This is a genomic window from Parafrankia discariae, from assembly GCF_000373365.1.
Classification (GTDB): domain Bacteria; phylum Actinomycetota; class Actinomycetes; order Frankiales; family Frankiaceae; genus Parafrankia; species Parafrankia discariae.
Genome location: NZ_KB891102.1, coordinates 369018 through 382902, shown reverse-complemented (window position 1 = coordinate 382902; position 13885 = coordinate 369018). Strand labels below are relative to the sequence as shown.

Annotated in this window: 10 protein-coding genes and 1 pseudogene; 3 read left to right on the top strand and 8 right to left on the bottom strand. The window is 74.8% G+C overall.

From position 1 onward, the window contains the following. Positions 1–67 precede the first annotated feature (67 nt). On the top strand, positions 68–1162 hold the full coding sequence (locus B056_RS0101600; RefSeq protein WP_020572259.1) for a lysylphosphatidylglycerol synthase transmembrane domain-containing protein: 1095 nt from the start codon (positions 68–70) through the stop codon (positions 1160–1162). Positions 1163–1557: 395 nt separating this feature from the next. Here B056_RS0101600 and B056_RS45890 read toward each other — a convergent pair. The 8 genes and pseudogenes from B056_RS45890 to B056_RS0101550 all read right to left on the bottom strand — a co-directional run bounded on the left by B056_RS45890 (position 1558) and on the right by B056_RS0101550 (position 10986). Continuing rightward, a pseudogene (locus B056_RS45890) lies at positions 1558–3022 on the bottom strand (DHA2 family efflux MFS transporter permease subunit). A 167-nt stretch (positions 3023–3189) separates the two neighbouring features. After that, positions 3190–3738 (bottom strand): TetR/AcrR family transcriptional regulator, encoded by a 549-nt coding sequence (locus B056_RS0101580; RefSeq protein ID WP_018500148.1) that lies wholly within the window; start codon positions 3736–3738, stop codon positions 3190–3192. A 137-nt stretch (positions 3739–3875) separates the two neighbouring features. After that, positions 3876–6056, bottom strand: a complete 2181-nt coding sequence (locus tag B056_RS0101575) for a 3-hydroxyacyl-CoA dehydrogenase NAD-binding domain-containing protein (protein WP_018500147.1) — start codon at positions 6054–6056, stop codon at positions 3876–3878. Then, a complete protein-coding gene (locus B056_RS0101570; protein WP_035749845.1) occupies positions 6053–7270 on the bottom strand; it encodes a thiolase family protein in 1218 nt (405 codons plus the stop codon). The genes B056_RS0101575 and B056_RS0101570 overlap by 4 nt, the downstream gene beginning before the upstream one ends. A gap of 176 nt (positions 7271–7446) precedes the next feature. Next, positions 7447–8874 carry an HRDC domain-containing protein gene (locus B056_RS0101565; RefSeq protein WP_018500145.1) on the bottom strand — a complete coding sequence of 476 codons (1428 nt, stop codon included), beginning with the start codon at positions 8872–8874 and terminating at the stop codon, positions 7447–7449. Positions 8875–9039: 165 nt separating this feature from the next. Then, positions 9040–9945, bottom strand: a complete 906-nt coding sequence (locus B056_RS0101560; protein WP_018500144.1) for a DUF3000 domain-containing protein — start codon at positions 9943–9945, stop codon at positions 9040–9042. After that, on the bottom strand, positions 9942–10118 hold the full coding sequence (locus B056_RS42295) for a hypothetical protein (RefSeq protein ID WP_018500143.1): 177 nt from the start codon (positions 10116–10118) through the stop codon (positions 9942–9944). The genes B056_RS0101560 and B056_RS42295 overlap by 4 nt, the downstream gene beginning before the upstream one ends. Positions 10119–10578: 460 nt before the next feature. Beyond that, positions 10579–10986, bottom strand: a complete 408-nt coding sequence (locus tag B056_RS0101550) for a DUF3817 domain-containing protein (protein ID WP_018500142.1) — start codon at positions 10984–10986, stop codon at positions 10579–10581. Between the two features lie 151 nt (positions 10987–11137). Here B056_RS0101550 and hemE point away from each other — a divergent pair, with 151 nt between their 5' ends. After that, positions 11138–12220 (top strand): uroporphyrinogen decarboxylase, encoded by a 1083-nt coding sequence (hemE, locus tag B056_RS0101545; RefSeq protein ID WP_026239213.1) that lies wholly within the window; start codon positions 11138–11140, stop codon positions 12218–12220. A 244-nt stretch (positions 12221–12464) separates the two neighbouring features. Beyond that, positions 12465–13877 carry a protoporphyrinogen oxidase gene (hemG, locus tag B056_RS0101540; protein ID WP_026239212.1) on the top strand — a complete coding sequence of 471 codons (1413 nt, stop codon included), beginning with the start codon at positions 12465–12467 and terminating at the stop codon, positions 13875–13877. Positions 13878–13885 lie beyond the last annotated feature (8 nt).

The window sequence follows — 13885 nt, the reverse complement described above, 5'->3', positions numbered from 1 at the left end:
GGCTGACCCGGTGAGTCGGCGTCCCGCGCACAGCGAACCCCCGTCCGCCACGGCTGACGGGGGCGTCGTGCGTGGGCCCGCCGCCGATCGGGTGGCGGGCCCCGACGAGGCCAGCCCGGAACCGGAGCCGGTGCGGGAGCCGGCGGCTCCCGCCGCCCGCCGGGGCGTGCGGTGGTGGGGGGTCCGCGCCGCCCTGGCGCTCGCCGCGGCGCTGCTCGTCGTGGCGCTGGTCGGCCAGTGGAACGACGTGCGGGACTCGCTGGGCGAGCTGACCGTCCTCGGCGTCGTCGGCTCCGGCGTGGCGACGACGCTCGCGGTCGGCGCCACCGTCCTGTCCTGGCGCGCCGTGCTCGCCGGGCTCGGTGCGCGGCTGCCGCTGCGGGCCGCCGTCCGGATCTTCTGCGTCGGCCAGATCGGCAAGTACATCCCGGGCAGCGTGTGGCCCGTCCTCGCGCAGATGGAGCTCTCCCGCGACTACGGGGTCTCCCGGCCTAAGTCGGCCCTGGCGAGTCTCGTGGTCCTCGCGCTGGCGGTGCCCTGCGGTGGTCTGGCCGCGGCCGTCACCCTGCCCTTCGCCTCCCGCGACGCGCTCGCCGACTACTGGTGGGCGCTGGCGGTGGTGCCCGTCTTCGCGGTGGTGCTCTACCCTCCGGTGCTCGCCAGACTGCTGGCGGTCGCGTTCCGGCTGCTGCGCCGCCCGCCGCTGACCGAGCCGCTGACCGCCCGCCCCATCGCCGTCGGCGCCGGCTGGCTGCTGGCCAGCTTCGCCTGCTACGGCGTGGGGACCTGGCTGCTGGTCCGTGACCTGCAGCCCGAGGTCGGCGGCGCCCGGCTGGTGGCGCTGTGCGTCGGCGCCTACGCCCTGGCCTGGACGGCGGGCTTCCTGGTGCTCGTCCTGCCCGCGGGCGCGGGCGTGCGCGAGGCCGTCCTGGTGCTCGCCCTGGCCCCGGCGCTGCCGAGCGGCCCGTCGACGCTGATCGCGCTGGTCGCACGCCTGCTCGCGACGGTCGCCGACATCGTCTGGGCGCTGGTCGGGGTGGTGCTGCGTCCGCGGGGCGAGGTGGCCGCCGACCGGCCGGACGATCTCGCCGGGTCGGGCCGGACCGGGCCACGGGCCGGCGGCGCCGCGGCCGTCACCCAGCCGGCGCCGAGTAACCGCTGACCCGCGCACCGGCGTGGAAATACCACCGCTCCGCATACCGTCGATGATCGGGCGCGTGACCGGCGGGGTGCCCAGAGCGATGTCCTCCGTATTTGGATCATCGGTCGGGTGTCCTTTCGGACGGAGTTCTGGAAATCGCGACGGCTCAGGCTTTCCGCCGGAGGTGACGCTCGGTGGCGAAACGGCGGTGCTGCTTTTCGTCCCGGGGGACTTCGGTGGCCCGACGCGTCGGGTGAGTTTTCGTCGGTTTCCTGTTCCGGTCGATGCCGTGAAACGGGTGAATCGGTCGGTTCCAGTCGCTGGCCGTGTCGCTGGGTAACAATTCTCCTGTGGCGGGCGCAACGCGACGTCCGGGTACGGATCACCATGTTCGGTGATCCGTACCCGGCCCCGCCTCAGACGGACGACGGCCGGCTGACCGCGGGCCGGGCCTGGACGGGCGCCGCCGTCCTCGCGGGTGACGGCAGCAGCGTGGCCACCGCCGCGGCGGTCAGCAGGACGGCCGCCCCCACCCACAGCGCGGGCCGGGTGCCGTCCACGAACGCCGCCGGGCTCCCGTAGCCGCCGTTCGCGGCGAACACCGACGCCAGCACCGCGACGCCCAGGACGCCACCGAGCTCGCGCATCGCGTTGTTCGTACCGGAGGCGAGGCCCTCCTGCTCCGTCGGGACCGAACCGAGGGCCACCGACGCGACCGGGACGAAGAACAGCGCCATGCCCACCCCGGCCAGGACGAACGGCGCGATGAGTCCGGCGTAGTCGGCTCCGGTGTCCAGGATCGTCGCGAGCCAGGCCAGGCTCAGGGCCTCGATCGCCATCCCGGCCACGATCAGCGGGGGCCCGCCCCCCCCCGCCGCGAGCGGGGGGGCGCCCGCCGATCCGGTCCGAGAGCGGTCCGGCGATCGGGGCGATCAGCAGCGGCATCGCCGTCCAGGGCAGCGTGCGGATGCCGGCCTCGAGGGGCGAGTAGTCGAAGACGTTCTGCAGGGCCTGCGCCAGCAGGAAGATGGAACCGAACATCCCGACCGAGAACAGCAGCGACACCGCGTTCACCGCGGCGAACCCGCGGCGGCGGAACAGGGCCAGCGGCAGCATGGGGCTCCCGCCGCGGCGGGCCACCCGCCGCTCCCAGCCGATGAAGGCGCCGACCCCGGCCGCGCCGGCCAGCAGCGACGTCAGGACGGCCGGGCTGGTCCACCCGTGGCTCTCACCGCGGACCAGCCCGAGCGTGACGCCGAGCAGGCCGGCGGAGATGATCGCGACACCCGGCAGGTCCAGCCGGCCGGCCAGCCCGCGGGACTCGGTGAGCCTGCGCAGCGCGAGCGGGAGCGTCACCAGGCCGATCGGCACGTTCAGCCAGAAGATCCACTGCCAGCTCGCCCCCTCGGTGATCGCGCCGCCGACCAGCGGCCCGACGGCCACGGCGAGCCCGGACATCGCCCCCCACACGCCGAGCGCGGCGCCCCGGCGCTCGGGTGGGACCGCCGCTGACAGCAACGTCAGGCTCAGCGGCAGGACCAGCGCCGCGCCGACGCCCTGCATGGCCCGGGCGGCGATGAGCGCCTCGATGGACGGCGCGAGCGCCGCGCCGAGGCTGCCCAGGGTGAACAGCCCGAGCCCGGTGGCGAACACGGCCCGCCGCCCGAGCCGGTCGCCGAGCGCGGCGCCGGTCAGCAGCAGCACCGCGAACGGCAGCGTGTAGGCGTTCACCACCCATTCCAGGCCCTCCAGGCCCGCCCCGAGGTCGTTGCGGATCTGGGGGAGTGCGGTGGTGACCACCAGGTTGTCCAGGGCCACCATGAACGCCGTTATGGACGTCACGACGAACGTCCAGACAGTGGCGGATCGCTTGCCGGTCACGGGCTCCTCCAAGGTCTTGAGTGCTCACTACCTTCATTGGGTAGTGATTGATCACTAGGTTGTGGTCGCGGACGAGGCCGCGAGCGGATGGAACGGGTGCGGGGCGGAACGGGCGCGAAGAGGTGGGGCGCGGATCCGGACCGGCCGGGGCGGGTCGCCCAGGCCGGCTAGTTGCAGATCTCCCGGGCCCAGCGGTCGCCGATCTCCTGCAGGCTCATCGCGGCCACGACGTTGAGCAGCATGCCGTGCCCGAAGAACGCGCGCAGTTCCTCGTCGTCGCAGCCGCTGACGCGTTCGACGGTCTGCCACAGGTCCCGGAAGCCCTGCCGGGTGACCTCCTGGATGTCCGGGTCGCCGCAGGAGGCGTAGCTCTGCATCTGCATGAGCAGGTAGGTGCGGTCGGTGAGCAGCTCGTCGTAGGCGGACCCGATCGCCGTCAGCGCGTCGGCGCCGACCAGGTCACCCGCCGCGGTCTCGAAGCGTTCGCGGGTCAGGGTGAAGGTGGCCCGGACGGCCGCCAGGAACAGCTCCTTCTTGGTGGGGAAGAGCCGGAACAGATAGGGCTGGGAGATGCCGGCGCGGGCGGCGATCGCCTCGGTGGACGTGCCGGTCAGGCCGCCCAGCGCGAACTCCTCGACGGCCGCCGTGAGCACCACCGCGCGTCGTTGCTCCGCGCTCATCCGGGTGCCGGTGCCGCCGGTCGTCTTTGGGGCCATGACGTCAAGGTAGTGGTCACTCAATAACCAAGTCAAGGGGAGCGCCGACCTGGGGCGTGACGGATCCGGATGTCGGCCCGGCCGGGCGTTCCGGGCGGGCGACGGTCACGGGTCGCCCGCCCGGAACGCCCGGCCGTTCAGGCGACGGTGGCGACGCCCGGCGGCCCGAAGCGGCGACCGGTGACGCGTTCGCTGATGCCGGTGCGGTCCAGGTAGGGCGTGATGCCGCCGAGGTGGAACGGCCAGCCGGCGCCGAGGATCATGCAGAGGTCGACGTCCGCCGCCTCGGCGACGACACCCTCGTCCAACAGCAGCCTGATCTCCTGGGCCAGCGCCGAGAGCGCCGCCTCGCGGACCTGCTCGGGCGTCATCGGCGTGCCGGCACCGGTGGCCGCCGCGCCGTGCTCGCTCCGGACGTGCTCGCCCCGGACGAGCTCGGCGACCTCCGGGTCGACGATCTGCTCGCCGCCCGGTCCGGCCGTGTAGAAGCTGCCCTTGCCGGCGGCCACGACCCGCGCCAGGCCGTCCGGCGCGCGGAACCGGTCCGGCATGGCCTCGTGCAGGGTCCGGGCCACGTGCAGCGCGACCGGCGGGCCGACCAGCGAGAGCAGGACCAGCGGCGACATCGGCAGGCCGAGCGGGTCGAGCGCGCCGTCGGCCCGCTCGATCGGGGTGCCGGTCTCGGTCGCCGCGAGCACCTCGCCCATGAACCGGGTGAGCAGGCGGTTCACCACGAAGGCCGGCGCGTCCGCGACCAGCACCGCGTTCTTCTTCAGCTGCCTGGCGACCTGCAGCGTGGTCGCGATCGTGGCGTCGTCGGTCCGCGGGGTGCGCACGACCTCGACCAGCGGCAGCACCGCCACCGGGTTGAAGAAGTGCAGCCCGGCGACCCGCTCCGGGTGGGTCAGGTCGGCGGCCATCTCGGCGACCGAGAGGGCCGAGGTGTTGGTGAGCAGCAGCGTCTCCGGCTTCACCACGGACTCGAGCTCGGCGAGCACCGCCTTCTTGACCGCCATGTCCTCGAAGACGGCCTCGATGATCAGGTCGGCGTCGGCGAACGCGTCCTTGGTCAGTGAGCCGGTCACGGAGGCTTTGAGCCGGTTCGCGCGGTCAGGGGAGATCCGCCCGCGCAGCAGCAGGTTGTCGATCTCGCTGTGGACGTGCGCGACTCCCGCGTCGAGGCGCGCCTGGTCGAGGTCGGTGAGGACGACCGGCACCTCCAGCCGCTGGGCGAACAGCAGCCCGAGCTGGCTGGCCATCAGCCCCGCGCCGACCACGCCGACCTTGGTCACCGCCCGGGCCAGCGAGCGGTCCGGCCCGCCGACCGGTCGCTTGGCGCGCCGGTTCACCAGGTCGAAGGCGTAGAGCCCGGCGACGAGCTCCTCGCCGGACCCCAGATCGGCCAGCGCCGCGGTCTCGGCGGCGTACCCGGTGTCGGCGTCCGCCGTCTCGGCCAGCGCCATCAGTTCGAGCGCGCGGTAGGCGGCCGGGGCGGCGCCGTGCAGCCGGGCGTCGGCCAGGACGCGCCCGCGCTCCAGCGCCGCGGCCCAGGCGGCACCCCGCTCGACGGGGCGGCGGCCCTTGGCCGGGTCGTCGACCTCGCCGCGCAGGACCTGGCCGACCCAGCGCAGCGCCTCCTCCAGGAAGTCCGCGGAGTCCAGCAGGACGTCACCGAGGCCGAGCTTGAACGCCTGGGGGCCGCGCAGCGTCCGGTTCTGGCTGAGCGCGTTGTCGATCATGATCGTGACCGCGTTCTCGGCGCCGACGAGGTTCGGCAGCAGCTGGGTGCCGCCCCAGGCCGGCACCAGGCCGAGGAACACCTCTGGCAGCGCGATCGGCGCGGCCCCCGCGGAGATCGCCCGGTAGTCGCAGTGCAGCGCCAGCTCCAGGCCGCCGCCCATCGCGGCACCGTTGACCAGCGCGAAGGTCGGGACCCGCCGGTCGCCCAGCCTGCCCTCGCCGACCCGGCGCAGCGCGGCGTGCCCGAGCTCGCCCAGGGCGGTGAGCTTCGGCCGGACCTCGGCCGGGTCGGTCAGCGACGACCGGTAGGAGAGATCCGCGCCGGCGCAGAAGATGAACGGCTTGCCGGTCACCGCCACCGCCGCCACCGGCGGGTCGTGGGCCTCGATCTCCTCGACGGCGGCGAGCAGCGAGCGCAGCCCGCCCGGGCCGAAGGTGCTCGGGCGGGTGTGGTCGTGGCCGTTGTCCAGGGTGATGAGCGCGACCGGGCCGCTCACGCCGGGCAGTCGCGCGTACCGGACGTGGGCCTGCGTGACGACCTCGTCGGGATGGTCCAGGGTCATCGCGGCGCTGCTCATGCTCCGTCTCCCGTCCGGCCGAAGTGCGGGTTCTCCCAGATCGTCGTCGCGCCCATGCCGAAGCCCACGCACATCGCGGTCATCCCGTAGCGGACCTCGGGATGCTCCTCGAACTGGCGGGCCAGCTGGGTCATCAGTCGCACCCCGCTGGAGGCGAGCGGGTGGCCGTACGCGATCGCGCCGCCGTAGGCGTTGACCCGCGGGTCGTCGTCGGCGAGGCCGAAGTGCTCCAGGAAGGCGATCACCTGCACGGCGAACGCCTCGTTCAGCTCGAACAGGCCGATGTCGTCGATGCCCAGGCCGGTGCGGGCCAGCGCCTTCTCCGTGGACGGGATCGGGCCGACCCCCATGACCTCGGGGGCCACCCCGGCGAACCCGAACCCGACCAGCGACATCTTCCGGGTCAGGCCGAGCTCGGCGGCGACGTCCGCCGCGGCGAGCACGCAGCCGGTGGCGCCGTCGTTGATGCCGGCGGCGTTGCCCGCGGTGACCCGTCCGTGCGGCCGGAACGGTGTCCGCAGCCCGGCGAGGCTCTCGACGGTGGTGCCGGGTCGGGGCGGCTCGTCCGCGGTGACCAGCTCCCAGCCGCTCTCGACGTGCCGGGCGGCGACGGGGACGAGGTCGGGCTGGATCCTCCCGTCCGCGTAGGCCTTGGCGGCCTTGGCCTGCGACGCGGCGGCGTAGGCGTCCGCCCGCGCGCGGGTGATCCCCGGGTAGCGGTCGTGCACGTTCTCCGCGGTCATGCCCATGACCAGCGCGGAGGGGTCGACGAGGCGCTCGGAGACGAACCTCGGGTTCGGGTCCACGCCCTCGCCCATCGGATGGCGGCCCATGTGCTCGACGCCGCCGGCGATGGCCACGTCGTAGGCCCCGACGGCGATCGCGGACGCGGTGGTGGTCACCGCCGTCACCGCGCCCGCGCACATCCGGTCGATGGCGTAGCCGGGCACCGACTCGGGCAGCCCGGCCAGGATGCCGGCGACCCGGCCGATGGTCAGGCCCTGGTCGCCGATCTGGGTGGTCGCCGCGATCGCGACCTCGTCGACCCGCTCCGGCGGCAGCCCGGGATTGCGCCGCATCAACTCACGGATGACCCGGACCACCAGGTCGTCGGCCCGGGTCTCGGCGTAGACGCCCTTGGCCTTGCCGAAGGGAGTGCGTACACCGTCGACGAACACCACGTCACGGATCGAACCCTGCGCGCTGACGAACACCACCGGCCTCCTTGACGCCTCACCCGTGGGCGGCACGTGCGTGGCCCGCGGCAGACGGTGTCGGGCCGGCTGCCCGCGGTGGCGCCGGACCGCGACGGGAACAGCCTACGGCAGGAGTTACCCATGGGTAGGTAAGGGTCGGTACGTACCGCGCGTGTGGCCGGAGCCCCTGCCCGTCAGGACGCGGCGGGTTCCCCACCGACCGGCGGCCGGCCGCCGGACCGTCGCGTTCTCGCCCGCGCGGCTCCGCCGCCGGTGGCTTTGGGCGCGTCGCCGGCTCTGGGCGCGTCGCCGGCTCTGGAGGCTTCGGCGGTGCCCGCGGGCGGGTCCTCCAGCGCCGTGGCCACCGCGGCCGCCGTCAGTTCGACCTGCCAGGAACGGGCGCCGCCCGTGGTCAGCGCGGCGGTCACCGTCGCGATGTCCCGGGTGGCCGGGGGAGTCCAGGTGACCCGGCGGGCGAGCGCCGGCTCCAGCAGGTTCTCCACCGGCATGCCCTGCTCCTCGGCGATCGCGTTCAGCGCCGCGCGCACGCGGGCCAGCCGCGCCGCCGCCACGGGGTCACGCTCCGCCCAGCGGTTCTGCGGGGGGAGCCCGTCCCCACCGGGGCCCGCGGTGCTCGGGAGCTGGCTCTCGGGCATCTCGGCGGCGGCGCGCAGGGCGTCCATCCAGGTGGTCGCCGAGCGCCGCAGCTTCGGCCCGGAGAAGATCGGCAGCCGGGTCAGCGCGGCGGCGTCCTCGGGGGCCTTCAGTACCGCGTCCATGATCGCGCTGTCGGGCAGCACCCGGCCCGGCGCGATGTCGCGGGCCCGGGCCACCCGGTCACGGGCCTGCCACATCGACCGGACGGCGGCGAGCTGGCGGCGGCTGCGCGCGCGGTGGATCCCGCTGGTGCGCCGCCACGGCTCGGCCCGCGGCTCCCGCGGCGGGGCGGCGGCGATCGCGCCGAACTCCTGCCGGGCGAACGCCATCTTGTGCTGCGCGACCAGCTCGCTCTCGAGCTGGTCGCGCAGCTCCACCAGCAGCTCCACGTCGAGGGCGGCGTAGCGCAGCCACGGCTCGGGCAGCGGGCGGGTGGACCAGTCGGCGGCGGAGTGCCCCTTCTCCAGGCCGAAGCCGAGCACCCGCTCGACCATGGCGCCCAGCCCGACCCGCTCGTAGCCCAGCAGCCGGCCGGCGAGCTCGGTGTCGAACAGCGTCTTCGGGCGCAGGCCCAGCTCGGCCAGGCACGGCAGGTCCTGGCTGGCGGCGTGCAGCACCCATTCGACCTCGCCGACGGCGTCCTGCACGGCGCTCAGGTCGGGCAGGGCGATCGGGTCGATGAGCAGGGTGCCCGCGCCGGCGCGCCGGATCTGGACGAGGTAGGCGCGCTGGCTGTAGCGGTAACCGGAGGCACGCTCGGCGTCGAAGGCGACCGGGCCGGTGCCGGCGGCGAGCCGTTCGGCGGCGCGGGCGAGGTCCTGCGGGTCGTCGAGGACGGGCGGGACGCCGCCGGCCGGTTCCAGCAGCGGGATGGGTACGGTTGCCGACTCTTCGGCAGCGGCGGCAGCATCGACCGCCGCACCCCCACTGACCTGGTGCGTTGAGTCAGGAACCGTCGACGTCACGATCGGCGATGGTACGTGTGAATGACCGGCCTGGCAGCCCAGTCGACCGAGCAATCGCACTATTTATACGCTTCGTGTTCGAGGGTGGCTCCAAGGTAGTCGTTGTGGATGCGTTCCGTTGGCATTCCCGGCGCGCAGTGTTCGGACCGGGAGGTGCCCGTCCGCTCAGGCGCGGCGGGCAGGTAGCGGGACGACCCCGGAGAGGCGCGGCGGCAGCCCCGCCATCGCGGCCAGCAGGTCGGCGAAGGAGTGCAGGTGCGCGGCGGCGTCCGCCGGGTCCCAGAGCGGCGCGCCGTCGGTCCCGCCGGGCGACGACGTCTCCGGCACCGCGGTGCCCTCGGGTTCCCCCGCCGAACCGGCCCAGCGGGGTGACCAGGAGCACCGCAGCTCGACGTCGAAGTTGTCGCCGTCGGTGGCGAGCACCCCGAAGCGCCGGGACGAGGTGGTGGTGACCGTGCCGCCGAGGGCGCCGACCTCGGCGCCGTGCGACTGCAACGACTCCCGCAGCCATGACCAGGCGACCCCGGGCAGCAGCGGGTCGTCGGCGACCTCCGGGTCCACCGAGGCGCGGGCGTAGCAGACCACCCGGGTGGTTCCCTCCCAGGCGTCCTGCCCGTCGGGGTCGAACAACAGCACGAACCGGCCGGACGCCGCCTCGTCGTCCCCGGTGAGGCCCCCGGCGAGCGCGAACGCGTAGGGCGCGATCCGGGCGGGCGCGGGGATCTCGCGGACGGCGACGTCCGGCCGCAGCTCCTCCAGCGCCGCCCGCAACGCCTCGGTGGCGGCCACGAAGAGCGCCGGAGCGTCGCTCGGTGCCCGCGTGCCCCCCATGGCGGCAACGTTAGGGCGTGCACCGTGGTCGCGCTGGCTGGACGTCGGAGCGTGCCGCTTAGCGCCCTCCGGGTGGGAACGGGCGGTTCGGGTCAGCGGGGCCAGCCGCGCCGGCGCGGCCTGCTCGGGCGGCTGCGCCGGCGCCGGGCGTGTCCCGCCGAGCGCCGCCACCGGCCGGCCGGCCGGGACGAACGGGTCCGTCGGCAGGCCCGGCCGCGGTGCGGGACTGTGCAGGCTCACGCCACGGCCCTGGAACCGGGTCGGCCGACGCCGTGGCGCGCGGTGACGGTCGCGGCCGGCGGCCGGTCGGTGCCGGGGCGGTCCGCGCCCGGCGGTTGCTCGAACTGTCGCTGTCGCGCGCGTCCCGCGCAGTAGCGGATGTGATCGTCGGCGCTCACCAGGACCTGGTCCACTCGCGTATCACTCCCCGGGCACGGCTGCGTCGTTCGCGTGGTAGCTGCGTCGTTCACGTGGTGTCAGCGTCGTTCGCGTGGTGTCAGCCTGCGGGCGGGTATGGCGTGAACCTGACCACGGCCCAGCCCCCCGCGGGCCGCGTCAGCGCGCCGTCCAGCCGCCGTCGGCCGGTCGGTCAGGTGGCTGAACGCGGGACATCGCGGATTGTTGCCGCCTATTCCGACCGGTCTGACGGTGCCACGGGTAGGGCGGTTCTCCGCGCATTCCCCCCGGCGTGTCGCGTGCGGCCGGCTGTGCGCGGTGCGGGGCCGACGTCCCCTCGGGGGTGGAAGTGAGGTGGTTCGTCGCCGCCGGACGGGTGACCCCGGCGGGCGGGCGACCCGGACCGGGGTGATTCGGGATCGCGGTGGCTCGGGATCGCGGGGGCTCAGGGCCGTGGTGACCCAGGCTCGCGGGGGCTCAGCTCGCGGGCGCGGAGCTGGCGTGCCCGGGGGCGCCGCCGTGCCCTGACGTGCCCTGCCCGGCCGGGGCCGGCTCCCGCAGCCAGTGCCGTTCCACGAAGAACGGCGCCACCGGCAGGACGGACGCGCCGAGCGCCAGCAGCGTCCGCCGGACCGGCCACCGCCGCAGCGACCCCACGTAGAGGACGAGCAGGCAGTACGCGATGAACAGCCCGCCGTGGACCGGCCCGAGGATCTTCACGCCGATCTCGTGGTCGGCTCCGTACTTGACCGCGGTCGCGATCAGGAGCAGCAGGAAGGAGGTGGCCTCGGCCAGCGACACCGCGCGGGCGGCGCCCATCGGCCAGACGCCGTCCCGGGTGGTGCCGTTCCAGCTGGAACCGTCCCGGGTGGATGGGTCGGTCATCGGACACTCCTCGACGGTCGCTTGCGGCCTAGCCGTGCTCTGACATCGCCGGACGCGTTCTCCAGCCTGACTTCTACTGTGAGTAGAAGATATCGCACACAGTCGTGTGCCCTGCGCGGCATCTGTCCGCCGGGCGTGCAACGATCGGGCCATGTCCCTCGGAAGTACCGCCGTTGCGCCGCCTCGCCCCGGGGTCTCGCCCCGACGTCCAGGTCTCGCCGCGACTTCGCCGTTCCTGCGTGCCGCCGCGGGGGATCGCCCCGACAGCGTGCCCGTGTGGTTCATGCGGCAGGCCGGCCGGGTGCTTCCCGAGTACCGCGCCCTGCGCGCCACCACCGCCATGCTCGACTCCTGCCGCAACGCCGACATGGTCACCGAGATCACCCTGCAGCCGGTGCGCCGCTTCCGGCCCGACGCCGCGATCTTCTTCTCGGACATCGTCCTGCCGCTCGCGGCCGTCGGGGTGGACGTCGACATCGTCGCCGGGGTCGGCCCCGTGGTGGCCCACCCCGTCCGGGTGCCGGCCGACCTGAACGTGCTGCGCCCGCTCGAGCCCGGTGACGTGCCCTACGTGAGCGAGGCGGTGGCCTCGCTGGTCCGCGAGCTCGGGCAGACACCCCTGATCGGCTTCGCCGGTGCGCCGTTCACCCTGGCCAGCTACCTGATCGAAGGTGGGCCGAGCCGCAGCCACACCCGTACCAAGGCGCTCATGTACGGCGAGCCGGCACTCTGGCGCGACCTGCTCGGCCGGCTCGCCGACATCACGGCCGCCTTCCTGCGGGTGCAGGTCGACGCCGGTGCCGACGCCATCCAGCTGTTCGACTCGTGGGCCGGTGCGCTCAGCGAGGACGACTACCTGCGCTACGTGGCCCCGCACAGCACCCGGGTCCTCGCGGCGTTCGCCGACGACGGCATCCCGCGCATCCACTTCGGGGTGAACACCGGGGAACTGCTCGGCGCGATGGGCGCGGCCGGCGCGGACGTCGTCGGGGTCGACTGGCGCGTCCCGCTGGACGAGGCCGTCCGCCGGATCGGCCCCGGCCGTGCCGTGCAGGGCAACCTCGACCCGGCCGCGGTCTTCGCCCCGTCCGACGTGCTCGCGGCGAAGGTCCGCGACGTCTGCCGGCGGGGCGCGGCCGCTCCCGGGCACATCTTCAACTTCGGGCACGGAGTGCTCCCGGAGAGTGACCCGGGCGTGCTGGCGCACATCGTGGATCTCGTCCACCAGTTCTGAGAGCGGGGCGGCAGCCACCGACCCGCCCGGCCCACGCACGGGGCCGCCGGCCGGTCCGGGGCCGCTCGGCGGTGCCCGCCACCGGCGTGGCGGGGCCGCGGGCGAGACTGGAGCCGGCCGCGGGACTGGAGCCGGCCGCGGTACCCGGCCGATCCGGTCGGGTGAGGTCGGATGGCGCCGCGGGCCCAGGGCCCCGATCCGGGGGCGGCCACACGGGGACGGCGTGAAGGGGCTGGGAGAAGACGTGCGGGTTGTGATCATTGGAGCGGGTATCGCGGGGCTGTCCGCCGCGAGCGCGCTGGCGGGCAGGGCCGAGGTCACCGTGGTCGAGGCCGGTGACCGCGTCGGCGGCAAGCTGCGCACCACCCCGATCGAGGGGCTGGCGGTGGAGGAGGGCGCGGAGGCCTTCCTCGTCCGCGTGCCGGAGGCGCTCCGGCTGGCCCGGCACATCGGGCTCGGGCACGACATCGTGCATCCGGCGACGACGAAGGCCTCGCTGTGGGTGGGTGGGCGGCGCCGCCCCATCCCGCCCAACACGATGCTGGGGGTTCCCACCGACGTGCTCGGCCTGGTGCGCTCCCGGGTGCTCTCGCCGTTCGGGCTGCTGCGCGCCGCGGCCGACCTGGTGCTTCCGCGTACGACCCTCCCGACGGACCCGACGGTGGGCGGGTATGTCGGCGCCCGGGTCGGCCGGGAGATCGTGGACCGGCTGGTGGACCCGCTGCTCGGCGGCGTCTACGCCGGGCGGGCGGACGCGCTGTCGCTGCAGGCGACCGTCCCGCAGCTCACCCCGATCGCGACCGAGGACCGTTCGCTGCTGCTCGGCGCGCACCGCGTCCGGGCCCGGACCGGCCCGGCCCCGGCGCAGACGCCCGTGTTCGCCTCGCTGCGCGGCGGCCTGGGCTCGTTCGCGGAGAAGGTGGCCAGCACCAGCGGTGCCACGGTGCGGACCGGTCTGATGGCCCGCGAGCTGCGCCGGGTCGAGGGCGGCTGGCAGGTGCGCTGTGACCCGGTGGGCGGTGGCGAGGCGCCCGCGCCGCTGGTCGCCGACGCGGTGATCCTCGCGGTGCCCGCCGGTGCCGCGCGTGATCTGCTCTCCCCGATCGCCCCGCACGCGGCCGCCCCGCTCGCGGGGGTGCCCTACGCGTCGGTGGGTCTGGTCACACTGCTCTACCGAGGAGCCGTGCCGCCGCCCGGCAGCGGCCTGCTCATCCCCGCGCGGGCCGGCCTGTCGATCAAGGCGGTGACGTATCTCTCGGTGAAGTGGCCGCACATCGCCCGCGGCGGCGACCTGACGGTGGTGCGGGCCAGCGTGGGCCGCGCCGGCGCCGACGACGACCTGCGGCGTGGCGACGTCGAGCTCGCCGGTGTGGCCGCCGCCGAGGTCGCCCAGGTCACCGGGATCAGCGCCCGTCCGATCGCCGACCGGGTCAGCCGGTGGGGCGGGGCGCTCCCGCAGTACCTGCCGGGGCATCTGGGCCGGATCGCGGCCGTCCGGCGCGCGCTGCCGGCCGGGATCGCACTCGCCGGCGCCGGCTACGACGGGGTGGGCATCCCGGCCTGCATCCGTTCCGGTGAGGCGGCCGCGGCGTCGGTGGTGGGCCAGCTGCGACCGGACGGGACGCAGGCGGCGGAGTCGGAGCCGGCGGGAGCCTGACCCGCCGG